Here is a 22,734-nt window from a genome sequence, read left to right as displayed (position 1 = left end):
ACTGCCTGATCAGCCCTCCAGCGCGTACTGCATGACCCTGAACTTGGCCTGGGCCTCGGCCAGCTCGGCCGCCGGGTCGGAGTCGCCCATGATGCCGCCGCCCGCGAACAGGCGGGCCCGGCGGCCCTGCACGAGCCCCGAGCGCAGTGCGATGCCCCACTCGCCGTCGCCATGGGCGTCGATCCACCCGACGGGCCCGGCGTAGCCGGCCCGGTCCATGCCCTCCAGCTCGCGGATGACCTCGATGGCGGTGGGGGTGGGGGTGCCGCCGACGGCGGCCGTCGGGTGCATGGCGGCGACCACGTCGAGGACGGAGGCCCCGTCGGCCAGCCGCCCGGTGACGTGGCTGGCCAGGTGCTGGACGTTGGGCAGCACCAGCAGCTCGGGCTCGTCCGGCGTCTCCAGCGAGGCGCAGAGGGGGGAGAGCGTCTGGCGGACCGACGCGATGGCGCACTCGTGCTCGTGGCGGTCCTTGGGCGAGGCGAACAGCGCGGCCCCGCGGGCGAGGTCGTCGGCCGGGCCGGTGCCGCGCGGGGTGGTGCCGGCCAGCACGAGCGACTCGATCTCCTGGCCCGTACGCCTGATCAGCAGCTCCGGCGTGGCGCCCACCAGCCCCGCGACCGAGAACGTGTAGCACTCGGGATAGCGCCGGGCCAGCCGGGTGAGCAGCAGGCGCACGTCGATGGGCCGCTCGGCGGTGGCGACCAGGTCGCGCGCCAGCACGACCTTCTCCAGCTCGCCCTCGCGGATGCGCTTGGCGGCCCTGGCCACGACGTGCTCCCACTCGGGGGCGCTCAGGCTGCCGTCGCCGTAGCTGATGCGGCCGGGGTCGCGGATGGGGGAGAACGTCTCCAGCGGCGCGTCGCCGATCGTGGTGAGCCAGGCGTGGCCGCCGCGTCGGGCCAGCACGGCGCGCGGGACGACGAGGACGGAGCCGTGGGCGTCCTCGTCGAAGGTGAAGCTGCCGAAGGCGACCGGGCCGGAGCCGGGGGTGCGCACGGCGTCGTCGACGTGGGCGTCGCCGAACACGGTCGCCAGCCACTGGCGGGCCCAGGCGAACCGGCCCGGCCCCGGGGGCACGGCCACCCGTGCGGCCTGTCCCCAGCCGACGAGGCCCTCGCCGTTCCTGACCCAGGCGTAGGGGGCGGTCCTGGGCAGGGATGCCAGCAGGTCGCCCGGGTCGCCGACAGGGGTGGTGCGAACCGGTAGCGGGCGGGTTGTTCCGAGCGCGACACTCACCCAAGACACTCTATGCGGGAACTGAACACGTTCGACTCAGACCCCCGTGAATGCGAGGTTACGGTCAACGAACCCGGATAAAACCAGACGTTGAGCTGCATTTACCCCATCCCGATGGGGTCCGGGCTGTCAAGCGGCGATATGAAGTCGGTCCTGAAATCACAGACCTGGCCCGTACGTCATGGCCGGTCGCCGATCCGCTTCCTACCTTGGGTCCATGATCGGTCGCCTGGGCTCAGTCCTCGTCGCAACGCTCCTCGTCTCCGCCACGGGTCCGGCGCAGGCCGCCGCGGCCCAGCCCGTCCCCGAGATCATGGCCGCGCTCGGCGACTCCATCTCCACCGGCTTCAACGCCTGCGGCTTCTACGTCTCCTGCACCATGCGCTCGTGGTCCTCCGGCGACAACCCCGGGGTCAACAGCCACTACCTGCGCCTGTCGGCCATGTCCGGAGCGCTCCAGAAGCACAACCTCACCTTCGCCGTCCCCGGCGCCACCAGCGCCGACCTGCTCGGCCAGGTGCGCAAGGCGGTGGAGGCCAAGGCCGACTACGTGACGATCCTCATCGGCGCCCAGGACGCGTGCGTGCGCACCGAGGAGGCCATGACGCCCGTCGAGACCTACCGGCGGCGGATGGACGCGGCGCTTTCCGAGCTGCGGGCCGGCATGCCCGCGGCCCGGGTGTTCATCGCCAGCATCCCCGACCTGCGGCGGCTGTGGCAGGTGGGCAGGACCCTCCCGCTGGCCCGCACGTTCTGGACGGCGGGCCACATCTGCCAGTCCATGCTCGCCCAGCCCACCTCGACCAAGCGCGCCGACGTCGAGCGCCGCCAGCGGGTGCGGGCGCGGGTCATGGCCTACAACCGGGCGGCGGCCCAGGCGTGCGCCAGGTTCGGGCCCGCCTGCCGCACCGACGGGGGCGCGGTGTTCTCCTACCCGTTCACGGTCGACCACGTCAGCAAGTGGGACTACTTCCATCCCAACATGGACGGGCAGCGGGTCCTGGCCGAGCAGACGTTCGAGCGCGGCTTCACCTGGGCCGACCCGCGCTAGCCCGCCTTTTCAGCGGCACTGGGCCAGCATCATCCTCTTGTCCGCCGCCGTGACGGGCACGTCGTACTTGAGCGCGACCTGCGCGAAGCGGGTGACGTACGCGCAGCGCACGCGCCGCTGCGGCGGTAACCAGCTCGCGGGGCCGGAGGCGTCCTTCTGCTCATTGGCGTAGCCGGCCACGGGCAGCAGGTTCAGCGGGTCGTTGGCGAAGTCGAGCCGCTTGGACATCCGCCAGCGCGGCGCGCCCATGCGCCACGCGTAGTTCAGCGGCACCACGTGGTCGACCTGCACCTCGTCCGGGTTGTCCTTGTGCCAGTGAATGGTCCTGCCGGTGTAGGGGTCGCTCAGCTCCATGGAGACGACCTCGCAGCTGGAGCCCGACCGGTACTTCACGTTCCGGCCGTCGCGGGCCAGCAGGTCGTCGCGGGTGCGGCAGCCGTTGCGCGCGTACGGCACCCCGCGCGCGGTGTCGGCCCAGTTGCCGCCGTACCGGATGCGCTCGTAGCCGGTGTTGGGGCCGAGCCCTTTGACACGCACGCGTTTGATGAGGCCGCGTGCCCTGCCCTTGTCGGCGTCCGAGACGATGGGTGCCAGACCGGGCCGCGTCCCGCTGGTGTTGCCCAGCGGGCTGGCCGCCGTGGCCGGAGAGGTCTTGGTGCCGCCGACGAAGGAAACGGCGATGATGGCTCCCGCTAGAAGGGCGATGGCGTCCTTCGTGCTCAAGCAGGCCTCCGAACATCAAAGGTTGTCTAGAGAAATTCCCGGCATCAGGTGTTCTGACACGGGGAGGGTTGTGTGACTGATCGTCACATCACCCCTGGCCTTTGAAGTTCGGGGAACGCCCTGATCAGAGCGGGTCGGGTAGCGCCCGCTACTGCGAGGCGCTGGGGATCGCGAGGGGGTCGCGGGGAGCGTCGCTCCTGGCCGTGGCCATCTGCTCGCCCAGCTCCCGCAGCCGGTTTCGGCCCATGGCCTGGCGGACTTCGGGGAACCAGTCCTGCTCTTCTTCCTTGATGTGGTGGCGGACGTTCTCCATCAGGACGGTCATCTTGGCGTCGTAGCGTTCGTCGGCCGGGTCGAGGCTCTTGAGCTCCGAAAGCATCCAGACGACGACGTGATGCTCCTCGACGCTCTCCAGGACATGATCGGTGGTGTCGGGGGCGTCCGAGCGGACGGCCGGGTAGAAGATCGTCTCTTCGATGTACGTGTGGACGGTCAGCTCCTCGATGACCTCGGCCACGATCTTCTGCTTGTCCTGATGGGCTTCGGAGTCGGTCTTCTCGAACTGCTTGAACAGCTTCTCCACGGTCTTGTGGTCGTCTTTGAGCATCACGATGGCGTCCATGGACGGCTCCTCGGGCTGGTTGGTTCGGACGGGACGGTTCGGGCGGGCGAGCTCCGGGTCAGACGTTGAAGATGCTCACTCCGCCGGGGCCGACCAGCAGCCCGACGACGATCAGGACGATGCCCCACAGGAGGTCGCGGCGAGCCAGGAGCACGTAGATGCCGGCGATGACGAGGATGACGGCGATGATCCACAGGAGGGTAGCCATGGACGCGCCACTGCCCCGAACCTCGGCCCGGAAACGAGCAGAGCGCTTCGTGTATCAGTTATGAATCCGTTACCACCCGGAAGGTGATGGGAGGGCCGCCAATGGGGAGGGTGGATCTCGAAGTCCAGCAGAGGGCTTCCTCTCACGCGAACCGAGGCGTGCCTCTGCATGGGCTTTTTTCCATGGACGGGGCCGCCGGCACATCTGGGAGAAGCACGTGCCCGTCCTGACCATCACCTCCGACCAGTTCACCTCCGACCAGCTCACCGCCGAGGACCTCCTGGCCCGCCTGGCCGACCCGGCCACCTCCCATCTGGACGCCGCGCGCATCCGCGAGCGTCTGGTGGAGATGCATGAGGGATTGGTGACCGAGATCACCCGCCGCTACCGCTACCGCGGCGAGTCCATGGACGACCTGCGCCAGGCCGCCTATGTCGGGCTGATGAAAGCCGTCAACGGCTACGACCCCTCGCTCGGACACGATTTCAGGGGATACGCCATGGTCACCGTGCTGGGCGAGGTCAAGCGGCACTTCCGCGACCGCACCTGGGCAGTCCGGGTGCCGCGCGTCTACCAGGAACGCCGCATCGAGATCAACAAGGCCACGGCCGAGCTGACGCAGGTCCTCGGCCACTCGCCGACCGTCGCCGAGCTGGCCGCCAAGCTGGACATCTCCGAGGAGGACGTGCTGCTGGCGATGGAGGCGTCCACCGCCTACTCGGCGCTGTCGCTGGACGCGCCGGTCGGCGGCGGCGACGAGGACGCGGCCGAGCTGGGCGACCTGCTGGCCGCGCAGGACCATTCGCTCGACACCCTGGTCGACGCGCAGGCGATCAAGCCCCTCATCGACGCCCTGCCGGCTCGGGAGAGGAACATCCTGCTGATGCGTTTCTACGGCAACATGACCCAGTCGGAGATCGCCCAGGAGTTCGGGATCTCGCAGATGCACGTCTCGCGCATCCTGCGTGCCGTGCTCACCAAGCTGCGCACCGCGTTGACGGCCTGATCCTCAGCCCTGACCGTCGAGGCCGGCGTTTGCGCCGTCGCATGCCGATGTAACGTGCCTGGTGTGACCGAACGCCCGATCGACCCGGACGTCGATCTGCACATCCCGGCGCAGCGCGCCGAGCTGCACTGGCCCGTGCTCGCCGCGATCGCGGCAGGGGGCGCGCTGGGCGCGCTCGCGCGCTTCGGCCTGCAGGCGGCGCTGCCGGCCGGGCCCGCGGACTTCCCCTGGGCGACGTTCCTCGTCAACGTGTCCGGGTGCCTGCTGCTCGGCGTGCTCATGGTGGTCATCACGGAGGTGCGGCCGGCGCACCGGCTCGTGCGGCCGTTCCTGGGGGTGGGGGTGCTGGGCGGCTACACGACGTTCTCGACGTACGCGGTGGACATCCAGCGGGCGGTCGAGGCGGGGGCGCCGCTGACGGGGCTGGTCTACCTGGCGGCCACGCTGGTGGCGGCGCTGGCGGCCGTGGTGGCGGGCATGTGGCTGACCAGGCGGATCGCCGGGATGCTGGCGGGCGTGCGATGACGGTGCTGCTCATCGTCCTCGGGGCGGCGCTCGGCGCGCCGCTGCGCTATCTCGCGGACCGGGCCGTGCAGGCGCGGCACGACACGGTGTTCCCGTGGGGGACGCTGACGGTGAACGTGGCCGGCTCGGCGCTGCTGGGCTTCCTGATCGCGCTGCCCGCGGGGGGCGGGGCGATGGCGCTGGCGGGCACCGGGTTCTGCGGGGCGCTGACCACGTACTCGACGTTCGGATACGAGACGGTGCGGCTGATGGAGGAGGGCGCCCGCTTCCACGCGGTGGCCAACGCGGCCGCCAGCGTGGTGGCCGGGCTGGGCGCGGCCTACTGCGGGGCGGCCCTGGCGCAGGCCCTGTAAATGGTTCGCCGGTGCCACTGCCGCGGTGGCAGGATGGCCGGGCAGCCGTCCGCCGACGATCAGGAGCATGAGATGCGGTGCCCCGGAATCTCCCAGCGCCCCATTGGCACGAGAGTTCCCGAGGACTTCCAGCACCGTGCACATCCTGAATATCGGCATCCTCGCGCACGTAGACGCGGGCAAGACCAGCCTCACTGAGCGGCTGCTGTTCGAGACCGGGGTCATCGACCGGCTCGGCAGCGTTGACGAGGGCAGCACACAGACCGACTCCGGCGAGATCGAGCGCCGTCGCGGCATCACCATCCGCACGGCCGTCGCCTCCTTCACCCTGGGCGACCTGCGGGTCAACCTGGTCGACACGCCCGGCCACGCCGACTTCGTGGCCGAGGTGGAGCGCGCGCTCGGCGTGCTCGACGGCGCCGTGCTGGTGCTGTCGGCCGTCGAGGGCGTGCAGCCGCACACCCGGGTCCTGATGAAGACCCTGCGCAAGCTGCGCCTGCCCACGCTGATCTTCGTCAACAAGATCGACCGGGCCGGGGCCAGGGAGGAGGAGCTGCTGGCCGACGTCCGGCGGCGGCTCTCGCCGTACTGCGTCGCCCTGAACACCGTGCGGCACCTCGGCTCCAAGGCGGCCGTCACCGCCGGCCTCGCCTCGCCCGAGGCGGCGGCCGAGGTGCTCGCCGAGCGGGACGACGGGCTGCTGGAGCTGCTCGTCGAGGGCAAGACGCCCGACTTCGGCCAGGTACGCGCGGCGCTGGCGCGGCAGTGCGCCGCCGGGCAGGCGCATCCGGTGCTGTTCGGTTCGGCGCTGACCGGGCAGGGCGTCGGCGAGCTGCTCGACGCCGTCCACCTGCTGCCCGCCGTCGCCCAGCCGGCCGGGGACCCGGAGGAGGCGGCGCGGGCGACGGTGTTCGCGGTCGAGCGCGCGCCGTCCGGGGAGAAGGCGGCCTACCTGCGGGTACGCGCGGGCGCCCTGCGAGCGCGCGAGCACCTCGCCTTCCACCGGGGGCGGCACGCCTACGACGGCCGGCTGACCGCGCTGGCCGTCGCGGGCTCCCCCGGGCGGCGGCAGGCGGTGGCCGGCGACATCGTCAAGGTCTGGGGCGTGCCCGAGATCCGCGTCGGCGATCACCTGGGGGAGGCCGGCCCCGATCACCAGGCCCACTTCACCCCGCCCAGCCTGGAGACCGTGGTCCGGCCCCGCGTCCCCGGCCAGGAGCCGCGCCTGCACGCCGCGCTGCTCGCGCTGGCCGAGCAGGACCCGCTGATCGGCACCCGCACGCTGGCCGGCGGCGAGACCTCGGTCCTGCTGTACGGGGAGGTGCAGAAAGAGGTCATCGGCGAGACCCTGGCCAGGGACTTCGGCGTCGAGGCGCTCTTCGAGCCGAGCCGGCCCGTCTACTTCGAGCGCCCGTCGGGCGCCGCGGAGGTCGTCGAGGAGATCCAGCGCCAGGGCCGCAACGAGTTCATGGCCACCGTGGGCCTGCGCGTCGAGCCGGGGCCGAAGGGCTCCGGCGTCGGCTACCGGCTGGAGGTCGATCTCGGCTCGCTGCCGCCGGCCTACCACCGGGCCATCGAGGAGAGCGTGCGCCTGGCCCTGGGCGAGGGCCCGCACGGCTGGCCGGTCACCGACGTGCTCGTCACCGTGACCAGGACCGGCTACGTCGCGCCCGTCACGGTCGCGGCCGACTTCCGCGGCCGCGCCCAGGCCGTGCTCGTGCGGGCGCTGCGCCTGGCGGGCACCACCGTGTACGAGCCGTGCCACCGGTTCGAGCTGGAGGTGCCGCTGGAGACGTTCAGCGCGGTCACCGCCCGGCTCGCCGCGCTGGGCGGTGAGCTCCACGACACCGGCAGGCGCGACGACACCTGGGTGCTGGAGGGCGAGATCCCGGCGGCCGCGGTGCACGAGTTCGAGCGTCGGCTGCCGGGGCTGTCGCACGGAGAGGGCGTCTGGTGGTCCGCGTCGGCCGGTGATCGGCGGGTCCGATAGGTGGTATGTCGGATTTCTGGGCTAGATGGGTATTAAGGGGCACAGTGCACCATTCCGGTGCACATGTCCGTACAGGGGGGAATCCCATGGCAGACACGAAGAAGAAACCCGCCGCCAAGTCCGGCAAGTCGAAGAAGCAGGCCATCAAGACCAGCAGGCAGGCCAAGGAGACGAAGCGGGAGACCCGCAAGTCGCCCTCCGGCGAGGAGTGACCCGGACGGGGCAGCGATGGCCCGCCGCCCGGGCGGACGACCAGGCGGTCGCGGGGGAGTTTCTGGCCGCCGGTCGGTACGGCCGGGCAGCTGTGGCGAAATGTCTGACCCGGGTGATGTGATCTGACAGCCGGGGGCGCGCGCCCTCGGCTGTCGGCTCGACCAGGAGTGGCTCTCATGTCCGGCTACCTGCGCTTTCCCGCTGTCTTCCAGGACGTGGTCGTCTTCGCCGCCGAGGACGACCTGTGGATGGTGTCCGCCCAGGGCGGGCGGGCCTTCCGGCTGACCGCGGGGCTCGCCGAGGCGGGCTATCCGCGCATCTCGCCGCGCGGCGACCAGCTCGCGTTCGTCGGCCGCGAGGAGGGCCCGGAAGAGGTGTACGTCATGCCGTCCGACGGCGGCGCCGCCCGCCGGCTCACGTTCCACGGCGCGCGCTGCACGGTCACCGGCTGGGACCCCGAAGGGCGCATCCTGTACGCCAGCGACGCGGCCCAGCCGTTCGAGCACCGCAAATGGCTGCACCGCGTCGCGCCCGGCGGGGTCCCCGAGCGGCTCCCGTACGGCCCGGCCAACTCGATCGCGTACGGGCCGGACGGCATGATCGTGCTCGGCCGCAACACCGCCGACCCGGCGCGGTGGAAGCGCTACCGCGGCGGCACCGTCGGCGACCTGTGGATCGACCCGAGCGGCGACGGCGAGTTCCGGCGGCTGATCAGGCTGCCGGGAAACCTGGCCTCGCCCTGCTGGAGCGGCGGCCGGGTGTGCTTCATCTCCGACCACGAGGGCGTCGGCAACGTCTACTCGTGCACCCCCGACGGCCAGGACCTGCGCAAGCACACCCACCACGACGACTACTACGCGCGCAACCTGTCGGGCGACGGGCACCGGCTGGTCTACCACGCCGGCGCCGACCTCTACCTGCTCGACCCCGCCGAGCCCGAGCCGGCGCGCCGGCTGGACGTGCAACTGGCCAGCTCCCGGACGCAGCGCAACCGCAGGTTCGTCGACCCCGCCGACTACCTCGACGGCGCCACGCTCAGTCCCGACGGCAGCGCACTGGCCGTCACCGCGCGCGGCAAGGCGTACGCGATGGCCGACTGGGAGGGGCCGGTGACCCAGCACGGCTCGCCCGACGGGGTCCGCTACCGGTTCCTGACCTGGCTCAACGACGGCACCCGGCTGATCGCGGCGGCGAGCGACGACCGCGACGAGGAGCGGCTGGTCATCCTCGAAGGCCACGAGGGCGGCGGCGGCACGGAGGTGGCCAGGCTGGGGCGGATCACCGCGCTCGTCCCCGACCCGGTCCACGACCGGGTGGCCGTCGTCAACCACCGCCACGAGCTGCACCTGCTCGACCTGGTCACCGGCCGGCCGGCGCTGGTGGAGGCCAACCCGCACGGCTCGCCCGAGGACCCGGCCTGGTCGCACGACGGGCGGTGGCTGGCGTACTCGAGCCCGCTCAACGCCCAGTCCAGCGCGATCAAGCTGCACCACCCCGAGACCGGGCGGACGCTGCAGGCCACGGAGCCGGTGCTGGAGGACTCGATGCCGGCGTTCGACCCGCAGGGCCGCTACCTCTACTTCATCGGCCAGCGCACGTTCTCTCCGGTCTACGACCAGCTCCAGTTCGACCTGGGCTTCCCGCTGGGCACGCGCCCGTACGCGGTGGCGCTGCAGGCGGACGCGCCCGACCCGTTCATGCCCCTGCAGCGGCCCCTGGGGGAGGACGAGGAGGACGGCGAGGAGCCGGAGCCGCTGCGCGTCGACGTCGAGGGGCTGACCCGGCGCGTCACCCAGTTCCCGCTGCCCGAGGGCCGCTACGAGCAGGTGGCCGGGCTCAAGGGCAAGGCGCTGATCCTGACCAGCCCGCTCGAAGGCGAGAGCTCGCTGCACCTGTTCGACTTCGCCAAGGGTAAGAAGGTGCACTTCGCCGACGGCGTCACCGACTTCGAGCTGGGCCGCGACCACAAGACGCTGCTCTACCGCGCGGATTCCCGGCTGCGGGTGGTCAAGGCGAACGAGCCGCCCGAGGACGAGGAGGCGCCGGGGCGGGAGAGCGGGTGGATCGACCTGTCGCGGATCAAGGTGTCGGTCTGCCCGGAGGCGGAGTGGCGGCAGATGTTCCGGGAGGCGTGGCGGCTGCAGCTGGAGAACTTCTGGAGCGAGGACATGGCGGGCGTCGACTGGCCGGCCGTCTACGACCGCTACCGGCCGCTGGTGGAGCGGGTCACGACCCGGGGCGAGTTCTCCGACCTGCTGTGGGAGCTGCACGGCGAGCTCGCCACCAGCCACGCCTTCGAGAGCGGCGGCGAATACCGCCCGGGGCCCGACTACACCCAGGGCAAGCTGGGCGTCGACTGGGACTACCGCGACGGCGTCTACCACATCCGCTCCATCGTGACCGGTGACCCGTGGGATCCGGAGGCGACCTCGCCGCTGAACCGGCTCGGTGTCGACGTACGCGCGGGCGACGCGGTCCTGGCCATCAACGGCGCCCCCATAGGCGCGACGGCGACCCCCAACGAGCGCCTGGTCAACCAGGCCGGCGAGGAGGTCGAGCTGACGCTGCGGCGGGAGGGCCAGGTGAGCACCGTCACCGTGCGCGCCGTCTCCGACGAGCGGCCGGCCCGCTACCGCGACTGGGTCAACCTCAACCGCGCCGAGTGCCACCAGCGCTCCGGCGGCCGGGTGGGCTACCTGCACGTGCCCGACATGGGGCCCGAGGGGTTCGGGGAGTTCCACCGCGGGCTGCTGGCCGAGTACGACCGGCAGGCGCTCATCGTGGACGTGCGCTTCAACGGCGGCGGCAGCGTGTCGGCGCTGCTGCTGGAGAAGCTGTCCAGGCGGCGGCTCGGCTACGACTACCCGCGGTGGGGCGATCCGGAGCCGTACCCGCCGGAGTCGCCGCGCGGGCCGCTCGTGGCGATCACCAACGAGTGGGCGGGCTCCGACGGCGACATCTTCAGCCACACCTTCAAGGTGCTGAAGCTGGGGCCGCTGGTCGGCAAGCGCACCTGGGGCGGCGTCATCGGCATCTGGCCGCGCCACCAGCTCGCCGACGGCACGGTGACGACACAGCCGGAGTTCTCCTTCGCCTTCGACGACGTCGGCTGGCAGGTCGAGAACTACGGCACCGATCCCGACATCGAGGTCGACATCACGCCGCAGGACTACGCCAGAGGCGTGGACACGCAGCTCGAGCGGGCCATCGACGTCGCGCTGGAGCTGCTGGCCGAGCGTCCGCCGCATACTCCCGATCTCCGGCATCGGCCGCGGATGCAACCTTAGTGAAGTTACGGGCGTCTAAGGATCATAGGTGGGGAAAGCGCATAGGGGATGAACACGTGCACTCCGCCGAAGCGAGACAATAGGCCGGTGGCGAGATTCCTCGTCGCCGGCCATGTGTGTTGAGACTTCTTCCGGGTGACAAAGGGGGATCTGTCAGGTGCGCGCATTGGCACGCAAGGGCAAGTCGGCGATGCGCCGGCTGTATCGGGGGTACAACCGGCGCAAGATGCTCAACGCGCCGCCGCCTTCGACGCGGAAGGTCAGCATTCTGCTGCTGCACGCGTACGGGATGGGAGGCACGATCCGGACCGTGTTCAACCTGGCCAGCTACCTGGCCAAGGAGCACGACGTCGAGATCGTGAGCATCCTGAAGGAGGCCGAGGAGCCGTTCTTCCCCGTCGACCCGCGGGTGAAGTTCCGGTTCCTCGACGACCGGATCAACCCCAGCTCCGACCCGCTGCGCGCGATGCTGTCGAAGATGCCGAGCCGGATCATCCCCAAGGAGGAGTCGGCCTACCACCGCTTCAACCTGTGGACCGACCTCAAGCTCGCCCGCTACATCCGCTCGCTCGACACCGGCGTGCTGATGGCCACCCGCCCCGGGCTCAACCTGGCGGTGGCGCAGTTAGCGCTGCCCAACGTCATCACGATCGGGCAGGAACACGTGGCGCTCCGCACCCAGGCCGAGCCGATGCAGGAGCTCATCAAGTGGCGCTACCGCCGCCTCGACGCCCTGGTCACGCTCACCAAGGCCGACCTGCGCGACTACCGTGAGACGCTGCCGAAGAAGCCGAAGAAGCTGGCCCGCATCCCCAACGCCGTGCCACCGATGACGGGCGGCATCTCCAAGCTGGACGCCAAGGTCGCGATCGCGGTCGGCCGGATGACCCGCATCAAGGGGTTCCACCGGCTCATCACCGCCTGGGAGACGGTCGCCGCCGCCCATCCCGACTGGACGCTGCGCATCTTCGGCGCGGGGCCGCAGGAGGAGAACCTCGCCCAGCAGATCGTGGAGGCGGGGCTGCAGGGCAAGGTCGAGCTGCCCGGGCCCACGTCCGACGTGGGGGCCGAGCTGGAGAAGGCGTCCATCTTCGTGCTCAGCTCGCGTCACGAGGGCTTCCCGATGACGATCCTGGAGGCGATGGGCAAGGGGCTGGCCATCGTCAGCTTCAACAGCCCGCACGGGCCCAAGGAGATGATCACTGACGAGGTCGACGGGCTGCTGGTGAAGCCGCGGACCAACGCCAACCTGGCCTCCTCCATCATCCGGGTGATCGAGGACGAGCAGCTGAGGCGGGACCTGGCGGCGGGGGCGCTGGAGACGGCGCTCACGTACGACGTGGATGCGGTGGGGGAGAAGTGGGACGCGCTCCTCGCCGAGCTCCTGGCCCGCCGCAACGGCACCTACGTCCGCCCCCAGCCTGCCGCCACCGATGCCTCGGCCTCTCCCGCATCGGGGCCGGACGGGCCGCCGGCAACCTCGGACGGCCAGGCTCCTGCCTGAGGCGGCGCTCTCGCCTCTTACGGCGGCAGGGTCAGACGCCGGAGCCGGTGAGTTCCACCGGCTCCGCGATGACGTCGACCAGCGCGCCGTTCCGATGGACGGTGATCGGTAACGGCCGGCCGAGGGCGTCGGCGAACATCAGCCGCTGCAGGCTCTGCGCGTCCCCCACCGGGTTGCGCCCCGCGCTCAGCACGAGGTCGCCGGAGCGCAGTCCGGCCCGGTCGGCGGGCGAGCCCGGCACCACCTCCACCACGCGCAGCGCGCCCGTCTGCCCGGTTCGCCGCCGCAACGAATCGGGCAGCGGCGCGGGCGAGGTCACCAGTCCCAGGAACGCCCGCCGTACCCGCCCATCCCTGATCAAGGCGGCGATGATGGATCGGGTCGTGGCGTTCATGGGCACGGCGAGCCCCACCCCCACCCCGGCCACCGCCGTGTTGATCCCGACCACCCGGGCCTGCGAGTCGGCCAGCGCGCCGCCGGAGTTGCCCGGGTTGAGCGCGGCGTCGGTCTGGATGACGTCCTCGATGAGCCGTACGGCCGACCCGCTGCGCGCGGGCAACGACCGTCCGAGCCCCGAGACCACCCCGGCCGTCACCGATCCGGTCAGCCCGAGCGGGTTGCCCACGGCGACGACGAGCTGTCCCACGACGAGTTCGTCGCTGTCGCCGAGCGTGGCCGGCGGGGGTGTGGCCGTCTGCGCCCTGATCACCGCCAGATCCGACAGCGGATCCCGGCCCACCACGGTGAAGTCCCCCGAGGTCCCGTCGGCGAAGGCCACGGTGCCGGCCCGGGAACTGCCGATCACGTGCGCGTTGGTCAGCAGGAACCCGTCGGCGGTGAACACCACCGCGGACCCGCTGCCCTGGCCGGCCCGCACGCTGGCCACTTTCGGCAGCAACTCGGCCGCCACGGAGGAGACGACGCGCGAGTAAGCGTCGAGTGGATCCACCATCGTGCACTCCTTTGCTTACAGGATTACACGTTAACTCCACATTCGCCCCCGCGCACTCCACCCAACCCCTGACCTGCTTCGCCCCCCGCCATCAGCCGCGCCGGCACTGGGGGGTCGGCCGCGCCGGCATCGGCGGTCAGCCGCGCTTGTGCCGGTGCTCAGTCGCGCCGGTGCCGCGGCAGCAGCAAGCTGACCGCCGCGATGGCCAGGCCGAGCCCGGCCGCCATGAGGAAGACCAGGCCGTAACCGGCGGCGAGGGCGTCGACCGGGGAACTCCCGGCGGCCTCCGATGCCGCGGCCCTGGCGCCGGCGGCCGTCGCGAGCACCGCCAGCCCGATCGATCCCCCTGCCTGGGCGGCGGTGTTGGCCAGGCCGCCGACGATCCCCGCGTCGCCCTCGGGAACGTCGGCGGTCGCCACGGCCATGAGGGTGGGGAAGGTCAGCCCGATGCCGACCGCGATGAGCAGCGTGGGGCCGAGCACGCCGGCGACGTACCCGCTGCCGGCATGGCCGAGGGAGAGCCAGCCGAAACCGGCCAGGAAGCAGGCGCTGCCGGCCAGCACGAGGGGGCGCACACCCGTTCGCGGCAGCAGGGCGGCGGCCCACCGCGCGATCACCATGAACGTCACCGCCGCGGGTGTCTGCCCGAGCCCGGCCTGCAGCGCGCTGAAGCCCAGGACGTTCTGCAGGAACAGCGATGAGAAGTACCACATCGCGATGGTGATCCCACCGAACAGCAGCAGCATGCCGTTCCCGACCGCCACCCCCCGGATCTTGAACAGCCGCGGCGGCACCATCGGCCGGCGCGCGAACCGCGCCTCCACCACGATGAAGGCGCCGAGCAGGAGCAGACCCGCCACCACCGGCCCGGACGCCCATCCATGATCGGCGCTCTGCATGACCCCGTAGATCAGCGCCGCCAGCCCCGCCGTCCCGGTGACCGCGCCGATGAGGTCGAGCGGTTCCCGCCGGCCGGCTCTCGTTCCGGCCAGCGACATCATGGCCACGACGATCAGAGCCGCGCCGATCGGCACGTTGATGAGGAAGACCCACCGCCACGACAGGCCGGTGGTGATGGCACCGCCCGCGAGCGCGCCGACCATGCCGCCCACACCGCCCGAGGCGGACCACGCGCCGAACGCCTTGGCCCGCGCGTTCGACTCGGTGAAGAAGGTGTTGATCACCGCCAGCGTCGCCGGGGCCATCATGGCGGCGCCGACGCCCTGCGTGACCCGGGCCGCCACCAGGACCTCCGGCGCGGTCGCCAGGCCCCCGGCCAGACTTGAGGCGGAGAACAGCAACAGCCCGGCGACCAGCATCCGGCGCGGCCCGAACAGGTCGGCGGCACGGCCTCCCAGCAGCATGAACCCGGCGAAACTTAGCAGGTAGCCGTTCACCACCCAGGCCAGTCCGGTAGGGGTGAAACCGAGTTCCTCGCGGACCGAGGGCAGGGCGACGTTCACGATGGACGCGTCCAGGATGACCATGAACTGGCAGGCGCAGGCCAGCGCCAGGACCAGCCAGGAGAGGCCGGCGTACGGCCTGGCCCGCTGAGACGCGCTCTTGGTGCTTGTCATGACCGGCCGCTCACACGGTCCGGGAGGTCATCGCGGCCACGCTTTCGCGGGTGGCGTGGCCGTTCCCCAGCAGCCGGATCGTGATCCGGGCCAGCCGCCGCCCCTGGTACCTGGCCGCTTCCAGCACCGCGGCGTCCGGGCCTGTTCCGGTCGGGCCGGTCACCAGCGAGGTGCCGTACGGGTTGCCGCCGGCGCCGTACACGGCCGGGTCGGTGAACCCGGGCGGCACGATCAGCGCCCCCCAATGGTAGAAGACGTTGCTCAGCGACAAGATCGTGGCCTCGCTGCCGCCGTGCCGGTTGAACGCCGAGGTGAAGGCCGTCACCGGCTTGTCGGCCAGCACGCCTTCGCGCCACAGCCCGCCGGCCTGGTCGATGAACTGCTTGAGCTGCGCGGCCGGCGCCCCGAACCGGGTCGGCGTCCCGAACGCGAACGCATCGGCCCACGCCAGGTCCTCCACCGAGGCCTGGGCGATCGACGTGGTGGCGTCGGCGTGCTGCCGCCACCGGGGGTCCTGGTCGATCGCGCTGTCGGGTGCCGACTCGGCCACCCGCCGCAGCCGTACCTCGGCCCCGGCCGAGGCGGCGCCCTCGGCGACGGCCTGTGCGAGCGTGTGCACACTGCCTGTCGCGCTGTAGTAGATGACGGCGACCTTCGCGGTCATGCCTGGCTCCTCGCTGTCGTGTAAGATTAGTTATGTAGATAACTATTATCCGCATAACTAATCTGTCAAGGAGCACCCATGGACTTCGAGCAAGCCGACGCCCTCAACCAGGCCATCCGCCTGCTGAGCCTGCGCCACCGGGCCAGGGCCGCGGCGCTGCTCGCCCCGCTCGGCCTGTACCCGGGCCAGGAGGCGCTCCTGCTCGAGCTCGACCGGACCGGCCCAAGGATCCAGGCCGAGCTCAGCGAGGCGCTCGGCTGCGAACCGCCCAGCGTCACACTCATGACCCGCAAACTCGAAGCCTCCGGCCACATCCGCCGCAAGCCCGCCCCTTCCGACAGGCGCGCCAGCATCGTCGAACTCACCGACAGCGGCCGAGCCCTGGCCGATCAGGTCAAGCAGCTGTGGTGCGCCCTGGCGGAGGAGACCGTGACCGGCCTGCCCGCCGAGACGGTGGCCGACCTACCCGGCATCCTCAACACCTTGACCAGCAACGTGGACACCAGAACTCCCCGCCACGCACACGCCCGACGCCCCGGACCGGGCAAGCCCACCCGACGCTGACCGGCCGGCCGACGCCGCAGCCGCGGGTCAGGAGGCGGGCCCGCCTTGCCGGTCATCGCGGGCCACGCCGCCCGCGAAGCGTGTCACCCATGCGGCACGAGCTGGGCCAGCTCCGAGCGGCGGGTCACCCCCAGCTTCGGGTACGCCTTGTGCAGGTGGTGACCGACCGTACGGGGGCTGAGGAACAGCCGGGCGGCGATCTCCCGGTTGCTCATGCCCGCCGCCGCCAGCCGTACCACTTGAAGCTCCTGGGGCGTGAGCCGGGCGAGCGGGTCGAGGGCCCGGGGATGGGCCGAGGGCCGGTCGCCCAGGGCGGACAGCTCCGCGCGGGCCCGGCTCGCCCACATCCGGGCGCCGAGCCGCTCGAAGGCGGCCAGCGCGTCGGCCAGCTGGCCCTTCGCCTCAGTGCGGCGGTGATGCCGGTGCAGCCATTCCCCGTACGCCAGCCGGGTCCTGGCCTCGTCGTACCGACGGGGGTCGCGCCCGTGCAGTTCCAGCGCGGCCGTGAAGTGCTCGGCGGCGGTGTCCTCGTCGGCCGGCAGCGCCGCGCAGCGGCGGGCCAGCGCGATCGCGTACGGCCGGCCGGTGTGCTCGGCCCAGTCGGACAGGGCGGGCAGATGACGGGCCGCCTGCTCGGGGAGCCCGGCCCGCACGGCCGCCTCGACGTGATCGGGTACGGCCCTGATGAGGAAGTCATGCCGGGCCGGGCCGCCGCACACCTCGTCCAGCCGAGCCGCGGCCTCGTCGAACCGGCCGCCGGCCAGGTGGAGCAGGCCGAGCGCCCACGAGGCCAGCGCGGCGTCGGTGGGGTGCCTGGTGCGGTGCTCCAGCACGCCGGCGGCGAGCGACCGGCACGCGATCTCGTCGCCGCCCACCGCGGCCAGCCATGCGGCGATCGCGTTCAGCGCGACGACCTGCAGGTCCTGGCCGAGGTCGGTGGCCAGGGAGATGGCCTCGGTCACGCCGGCGTCGGCGTCCATGAACCGGCCGCGCAGCAGCTGGACGATCGCCAGGGGTTCGAGCGCGTACGTCAGGCGGCCCACCGCGCCCTGCTCCCGCACGTCGGCGACCAGCGACTCCAGCACCTCCGTGGCGATCTCGTCCTCGGCCACCAGCATCCCGGCGAACCCGACGATGAGCCGCTCCACGAACCCGCCGGTCTTGCCCCGCCCGGCGGACCCGGCCAGCTCGCGCATGGCGGGCACCCCCACGGCGGGGCGGCCGTCGTACAGATGCCAGAACCCGATGAGTCCCGCCACGACCGGCGCGCCGGGTTCGACGGTCTCCAGGAGGGCGGCGCACTGGCGTACCAGGTCGTGGTCGCCGGCGTCGCGGGCGTACCAGACGGCTTCGGTGAGGATCGACACGGCCCGCTCGGGGTCGGTGGCGGCGATGAGCGCGGCGGCGTCCAGCGCCAGGGCGGCGGCTACGGCGGGCGAGGAGCGCTCGTACTCGACCTGGGCGCGGATCCACGCCGCCTCGGCCGTCACCGACGGATCACGAAACGGGCGCACAGGCCGGTTGGCTGCTTGCGAAGCCCGGCCGGCTGACTCGGCGCTGCGGTCGGTCGGCCCCAGAGCCTGATCGGTCGAGCCAGCGTTGTGGGCGGGCAGCCCCAGAACCCGGCCGGCCGGCTCATCGTTGCGGTCGGTCAGTCCCAGAGTCTGATCGGCCGGCTCAGTGTTACGGTCGGTCAGCCCCGGGGCCCTGTCGGTCGAGCCAGCACCTCGGCCGGTCAGCCCCAGGGCCCGGTCGACTGGGCCGGCGGTCCGGTCGGGTAGCTCTGCGGCCTGGTCGGCCAGTTCGGCGGCGTGGTCGGGCAGGCCGGCGTCGTAGGCGGCGCGGGCGGCGGCGATCAGCCGCCACGCCCGCCGCGTCTCGTCGGTGCTGAGCTGGGCGGCGCGTTCGAACGCGCTCATCATCGCCGTCACCCCGCCCCGCCGACCGGCCCGCCGGGCGGCCCGCTCCAACTCGGCGGCGACTGCCTCGTCCGGCCCTGGGGCGGCGGCCAGGTGCCAGGCGCGGCGGTCGGCGTCGTACGCGCCATCAAGCGCCCGGGCGAACGCCTCGTGCACCTGAACCCGCCCGGCGTGCGGGGCGACCTGGTAGGCGGCGGCCCTGATCAGCGGATGCCGGAAGGTCACCCTGCCGCCCGGCGACAGCACGACCAGGCGGGCCCGTTCGGCGGGCTCCAGGTCGGCCGCGGCGACGCCGAGCAGCGTGCCGACCCGCAGGATCACCTGCAGGCTGCCCGTGTCGTCGGCCGCGGCGATCAGCAACAGCAGCCGCGTCGCCGCGGGCAGGCCCGCGATCCGCGCCTGGAAGGCGTCCTGGACGTGACCCGCGCCGGGCGGCGGCGCGGGACGGCCGTCGCCCGGCAGGGAGCTGAGCGCGGTGGCCAGCTCGATCACGGCGAGCGGGTTGCCGCGCGACTCGGCGAGCACGCGCTCGCGCAGTGGTGCGGCCAGGCCCCGGGCGTGCGCGTCGAGCAGCGACGTTGCGCTCTCTTGATCCAGAGCGACGAGCCGGAGTACGTCCAGAGCGACGAGCCGGAGTACGTCCAGAGCGACGAGCCGGAGTACGTCCAGGCCCGGCACGGGCGCGGCGAAAGCCACCGACGCCGGGTCGCCGGCGAGGGGCGCGGGGCGGATGAAGGGATCCGCCTGGCGCGGCGGAGCGTCCCCGTCCCCGCCTCCGGCCACGAAGATCATCGCGATGGGATCGGCATGCAGCCGCCGCGTGGCGAACAACAGCGCGTCCAAGGACGCCCGGTCGAACCACTGGGTGTCGTCGATCAGGCATACCAGAGGACCGTCGCCGCTCAGCTCCGACAGCAGCGACAGAGTCGCCGCGCCGATCAGGAACCGGTCGCAGACCGTCCCCTCGTCCAGCCCGAACGCCGTCCGCAACGCCGCCGCCTGCGGGCCGGGCAGCGCGCCGAGCCGGTCGAGGTACGGATGGAGCAGCAGGTGCAGCCCCGCGAAGGGCAGTTCGGCCACCGATTCGATGCCGACGCCACGCAGCACCCGCAGGTCGGCCGCCGCGGCGGCGGCATGGTCGAGCAGCGCGGTCTTGCCGATCCCGGCCTCGCCCGTGATCAACAGCGCTCCACGGCGGCCCGCACAGGCGCTAGCGAGCAGGTCGTCGATCCGGGCCCGCTCGGCGATCCGCCCCAGAACCATGCGGAAACAGTAACCCACGCCACTCTCGGAACGATCTCTCCACACGCACGTGTCCCCGGGGTGACACAGCCGATACGTACATGCCCTTCAGCGCCTCCACCACACTCGTTCTCCCAGGTCGGGAGGGGTGGTGAGCAGTCGTGGAGCCGAACATACGGGCCGTGCGCCGCATCCAGCGGACGACGATCACAGGGGTTCTCGTCCTCGCGGCCATCGCGGCGGTTGTGTCGTTCCGCCATATGCACGCGCTCTGTCTTCGCCACGGTGAGGATCACCTGGCGGCGGTGCTCATCCCTCTTGCGGTCGATGGTGCGATCGTCGTCGCCTCGATGTCCATCCTCTTGGCCAATCGGTTTGGCTGCCGAGGTGGGTTGCTGGCGCGGACGATGTTGCTGGTCGGTAGCCTGGCCAGCCTCGGAGCCAACATCGCCGTCGCCGAACCGAGCCTGATCGGTCGCATCATCGCGGCCTGGCCAAGCGCCGCTTTGATCGGCAGTTACGAGCTCTTGATGTCCCAGATCCGTCGGGCTTCCGCCCAAGAGTCGGCTGTGGTGCAGGGCGAGGTGGCGAGGGATCCGGAACCTGTCAGGGACCATGACCACGATTCGCTAGAGCAGGCGGGTCCTGATGAGCTCGGGAGGGAAGATCTCCGTCGAACCGCTTGGCGGTGGGCTCTGGCGAATCGCCTTCCTGATGGGGCGCTCCCGTCGGGCCGGGTTATCGCTGAGCAGTTCGCGCGGAGTGCTCGGTGGGGGCGTTGGATCAAGCGAATTGGCCTTGAAGGGAAGCTCGCAGGGCGCGATCATTCCACTGCCGCGTGACACAGCGGATACCAAGCATGACGTTGGCGACCCGGCCATGACTGCCGCCTGGAGCGGAACACCCCGCATGCGCGAGGCCGACGAGCTCCACCCCAGGCACCCGCCCCTGAGCGGGGGAACACCCCCCGCATGCGCGGGGCCGACGAGTCCGTGTACAGCCAGATCTCCGCCGTGCCAGGAACACCCCCGCATGCGCGGGGCCGACGCCCGAGCGGAGACCGCACTCGCGTTCCTGCCGGGAACACCCCTGCATGCGCGGGGCCGACGCCCCCCACTCGTACCGGCCGCCCTCGTCGGCGGAACACCCCCGCATGCGCGGGGCCGACCCGATGGTCCCCGTCGGGACCATGGCCCTGGTCGGAACACCCCCGCATGCGCGGGGCCGACACGGAGTACGACGTTGCCCAGCTCGGCATCACGGGAACACCCCCGCATTCGTGGGGCAGACCCTCAGCGATCATCCGGCCAACGGACTTAGCAGTGGAACACCCCCGCATGCGCGGGGCCGACCCTCCCTGCGTTTGGGGAACCCAACCTACTAACGGAACACCCCCCGCATGCGCGGGGCCGACAACGCCGCAAAGATCGCCTACCGCCCCTGTCGGGGAACACCCCCGCATGCGCGGGGCCGGCTTCACCCGGATGTGGTGGGCAACCGCCCACACCGGAACACCCCGCATGCGCGGGGCCGACGGGCCCCATCCGAGCTCGGCCTGGGTTGTCAGCGGAACACCGCCGCATGCGCGGGGCCGACCCCCTGGAGTCGGAGCTGGCCATCCAGCAGGAGGGAACACCCCCGCATGCGCGGGGCCGACGCGAAGCAGGAAGCGGCGGAGGTCAACGCCGCCGGAACACCCCCGCATGCGCGGGGCCGACGCGTAAGCCGGGTCGTCAACGCCCGTCTCGCCCGGAACACCCCCGCATGCGCGGGGCCGACCCAATACGGGTCGCGAGTGGAGCAAAACGGCCAGGAACACCCCCGCATGCGCGGGGCCGACTCCAGGGCGGCGACCCGCCGGCCTGTGAACGCCGGAACACCCCTGCATGCGCGGGGCCGACTGCGACGGCATCGAGGAGGGGCGCCTGGAGAGCGGAACACCCCCGCATGCGCGGGGCCGACGGCCGGGGCCGCCTTCGTGCTCGTGCTCGGCATGGAACACCCCCGCATGCGCGCGGCCTTCTGTGCAGCCACCTGCCGCGGAACACCTCCGCATGCGCGGGGCCGACGCGAGCAGGCTGAGCACCAGCGTGACCAGAGCGGGAACACCCCCGCATGCGCGGGGCCGACAAGCTGTACAAGCGGATCGACTCCAACGGCTACGAAACACCCCCGCATGCGCGGGGCCGACCCCATCACGCGCAGGCAGATACGGATGCCAGCGGGAACACCCCCGCATGCGCGGGGCCGACACCACGGGCAGCACGACGCCGGCCACGTTCGCCGGAACACCCCCGCATGCGCGGGGCCCGCCCCCGCGTTCCTGGACGAAATTCACATGGCATCGGGAACACCCCCGCATGCGCGGGGCCGACGGCGAACCTGTCAGTCCAACTCACGTAGACGCCGGAACACCCCCGCATGCGCGGGGCCGACCACAGCGCGCCCTTGAAAACGCCGCTCGTGGTGGGAACACCCCCGCATGCGCGGGGCCGACCGGATCTGGGCGGCCCGCTCGGCCCCCAGGAGCGGAACACCCCCCGCATGCGCGGGGCCGACGGGCGCGGACGTTGGACTTGGCCTTCTCGTCCAGGAACACCCCCGCTGCGCGGGGCCGACGCCGCCGCCCACCAATCGACCGTCGCCTACGACGGAACACCCCCGCATGCGCGGGGCCGACGTGCTGGAGGGTGATGCCATGCCGGGAAGTGTCGGAACACCCCCGCATGCGCGGGGCCGACGCCGTCCGACTGCCGTGGATCTCCTCGTGCGCGGGAACACCCCCGCATGCGCGGGGCCGAGTTCCTCCAGCTCACGGACCGGCCCGCGCGAGACGGAACACCCCCGCATGCGCGGGGCCGACACGAACGGCACCACCGGCACCTCGCCCAGCGGGGGAACACCCCCGCATGCGCGGGGTCGACTCGTACCCGCCGTTCCACGGCGCAGGCGCGAACGGAACACCCCCGCATGCGCGGGGCCGACCCGCAAGCTCTATATCGTCTCGCCCGTACGGGCGGAACACCCCCGCATGCGCGGGGCCGACGGTTAAGCGGTCGGACGACGGAAGCACAAACCGGGAACACCCCCGCATG

The 22,734-nt window shown here is 71.9% G+C and carries 18 protein-coding genes and 1 CRISPR repeat array (1 of these 19 cut by a window edge); of the genes, 10 read left to right on the top strand and 8 right to left on the bottom strand.

Annotated elements, in window-relative coordinates:
• Nucleotides 1–9 precede the first annotated feature (9 nt).
• Nucleotides 10–1,239: an isochorismate synthase gene (locus H4W80_RS14070; protein WP_192785500.1), complete on the bottom strand. Its 1,230-nt coding sequence runs from the start codon at nucleotides 1,237–1,239 to the stop codon at nucleotides 10–12.
• 217 nt (nucleotides 1,240–1,456) lie between these two features.
• Between H4W80_RS14070 and H4W80_RS14065 the strand changes: the two genes are divergently transcribed.
• Complete coding sequence (locus tag H4W80_RS14065; protein WP_225963433.1) at nucleotides 1,457–2,290, top strand: GDSL-type esterase/lipase family protein; 834 nt, start codon at nucleotides 1,457–1,459, stop codon at nucleotides 2,288–2,290.
• A 9-nt stretch (nucleotides 2,291–2,299) separates the two neighbouring features.
• On the opposite strand, the gene H4W80_RS14060 is transcribed toward H4W80_RS14065, so the two are convergent.
• From H4W80_RS14060 to H4W80_RS14050, 3 genes are all read right to left on the bottom strand, one after another.
• Nucleotides 2,300–3,013 carry an HNH endonuclease family protein gene (locus H4W80_RS14060; RefSeq protein ID WP_192785498.1) on the bottom strand — a complete coding sequence of 238 codons (714 nt, stop codon included), beginning with the start codon at nucleotides 3,011–3,013 and terminating at the stop codon, nucleotides 2,300–2,302.
• Between the two features lie 148 nt (nucleotides 3,014–3,161).
• A complete protein-coding gene (locus H4W80_RS14055) occupies nucleotides 3,162–3,635 on the bottom strand; it encodes a hemerythrin domain-containing protein (protein WP_192785497.1) in 474 nt (157 codons plus the stop codon).
• Nucleotides 3,636–3,693: 58 nt separating this feature from the next.
• A complete protein-coding gene (locus tag H4W80_RS14050) occupies nucleotides 3,694–3,843 on the bottom strand; it encodes a GPGG-motif small membrane protein (protein WP_192785496.1) in 150 nt (49 codons plus the stop codon).
• 217 nt (nucleotides 3,844–4,060) lie between these two features.
• Between H4W80_RS14050 and H4W80_RS14045 the strand changes: the two genes are divergently transcribed.
• From H4W80_RS14045 to H4W80_RS14020, 7 genes are all read left to right on the top strand, one after another.
• Nucleotides 4,061–4,849, top strand: a complete 789-nt coding sequence (locus tag H4W80_RS14045; RefSeq protein WP_378526358.1) for a SigB/SigF/SigG family RNA polymerase sigma factor — start codon at nucleotides 4,061–4,063, stop codon at nucleotides 4,847–4,849.
• A gap of 63 nt (nucleotides 4,850–4,912) precedes the next feature.
• The gene (gene crcB / locus H4W80_RS14040) at nucleotides 4,913–5,374 is read left to right on the top strand and encodes a fluoride efflux transporter CrcB (RefSeq protein WP_192785495.1); all 462 of its coding nucleotides are present in this window, start codon (nucleotides 4,913–4,915) and stop codon (nucleotides 5,372–5,374) included.
• On the top strand, nucleotides 5,371–5,727 hold the full coding sequence (crcB, locus tag H4W80_RS14035) for a fluoride efflux transporter CrcB (protein WP_192785494.1): 357 nt from the start codon (nucleotides 5,371–5,373) through the stop codon (nucleotides 5,725–5,727). Before crcB (H4W80_RS14040) ends, crcB (H4W80_RS14035) begins: the two co-directional genes overlap by 4 nt.
• A 136-nt stretch (nucleotides 5,728–5,863) precedes the next feature.
• The gene (locus H4W80_RS14030; protein ID WP_318786858.1) at nucleotides 5,864–7,717 is read left to right on the top strand and encodes a GTP-binding protein; all 1,854 of its coding nucleotides are present in this window, start codon (nucleotides 5,864–5,866) and stop codon (nucleotides 7,715–7,717) included.
• 86 nt (nucleotides 7,718–7,803) lie between these two features.
• On the top strand, nucleotides 7,804–7,929 hold the full coding sequence (locus tag H4W80_RS62695; RefSeq protein ID WP_264085984.1) for a hypothetical protein: 126 nt from the start codon (nucleotides 7,804–7,806) through the stop codon (nucleotides 7,927–7,929).
• Nucleotides 7,930–8,106: 177 nt separating this feature from the next.
• Nucleotides 8,107–11,217, top strand: a complete 3,111-nt coding sequence (locus H4W80_RS14025; RefSeq protein WP_192785492.1) for a S41 family peptidase — start codon at nucleotides 8,107–8,109, stop codon at nucleotides 11,215–11,217.
• A gap of 157 nt (nucleotides 11,218–11,374) precedes the next feature.
• Complete coding sequence (locus H4W80_RS14020) at nucleotides 11,375–12,721, top strand: glycosyltransferase family 4 protein (RefSeq protein ID WP_192785491.1); 1,347 nt, start codon at nucleotides 11,375–11,377, stop codon at nucleotides 12,719–12,721.
• A 31-nt stretch (nucleotides 12,722–12,752) separates the two neighbouring features.
• Here H4W80_RS14020 and H4W80_RS14015 read toward each other — a convergent pair whose 3' ends face one another.
• From H4W80_RS14015 to wrbA, 3 genes are all read right to left on the bottom strand, one after another.
• The gene (locus H4W80_RS14015) at nucleotides 12,753–13,673 is read right to left on the bottom strand and encodes a S1C family serine protease (protein ID WP_192785490.1); all 921 of its coding nucleotides are present in this window, start codon (nucleotides 13,671–13,673) and stop codon (nucleotides 12,753–12,755) included.
• Nucleotides 13,674–13,831: 158 nt separating this feature from the next.
• Nucleotides 13,832–15,250, bottom strand: coding sequence for an MFS transporter (locus H4W80_RS14010; RefSeq protein WP_192785489.1), 1,419 nt, complete (start codon nucleotides 15,248–15,250; stop codon nucleotides 13,832–13,834).
• 10 nt (nucleotides 15,251–15,260) lie between these two features.
• Nucleotides 15,261–15,914, bottom strand: a complete 654-nt coding sequence (gene wrbA / locus H4W80_RS14005; protein WP_192785488.1) for an NAD(P)H:quinone oxidoreductase — start codon at nucleotides 15,912–15,914, stop codon at nucleotides 15,261–15,263.
• Nucleotides 15,915–15,992: 78 nt separating this feature from the next.
• On the opposite strand from wrbA, the gene H4W80_RS14000 reads away from it, so the two are divergent.
• Complete coding sequence (locus H4W80_RS14000; protein ID WP_192785487.1) at nucleotides 15,993–16,478, top strand: MarR family winged helix-turn-helix transcriptional regulator; 486 nt, start codon at nucleotides 15,993–15,995, stop codon at nucleotides 16,476–16,478.
• A gap of 83 nt (nucleotides 16,479–16,561) precedes the next feature.
• Here H4W80_RS14000 and H4W80_RS13995 read toward each other — a convergent pair whose 3' ends face one another.
• A complete protein-coding gene (locus H4W80_RS13995; protein WP_192785486.1) occupies nucleotides 16,562–19,660 on the bottom strand; it encodes a helix-turn-helix transcriptional regulator in 3,099 nt (1,032 codons plus the stop codon).
• A 161-nt stretch (nucleotides 19,661–19,821) separates the two neighbouring features.
• On the opposite strand from H4W80_RS13995, the gene H4W80_RS13990 reads away from it, so the two are divergent.
• Nucleotides 19,822–20,481, top strand: coding sequence for a DUF2637 domain-containing protein (locus tag H4W80_RS13990; RefSeq protein ID WP_318786857.1), 660 nt, complete (start codon nucleotides 19,822–19,824; stop codon nucleotides 20,479–20,481).
• Between the two features lie 1,809 nt (nucleotides 20,482–22,290).
• A CRISPR array of direct repeats spans nucleotides 22,291–22,734; the repeat unit is 28 nt; unit sequence GGAACACCCCCGCATGCGCGGGGCCGAC; it runs 2,327 nt beyond the window's last position.

The organism is Nonomuraea angiospora (genome assembly GCF_014873145.1).
GTDB classification, from domain to species: Bacteria; Actinomycetota; Actinomycetes; order Streptosporangiales; family Streptosporangiaceae; genus Nonomuraea; species Nonomuraea angiospora.
Note: the sequence above shows the minus strand (reverse complement) of the source record. Positions and strands in the feature narration are given on the sequence as shown.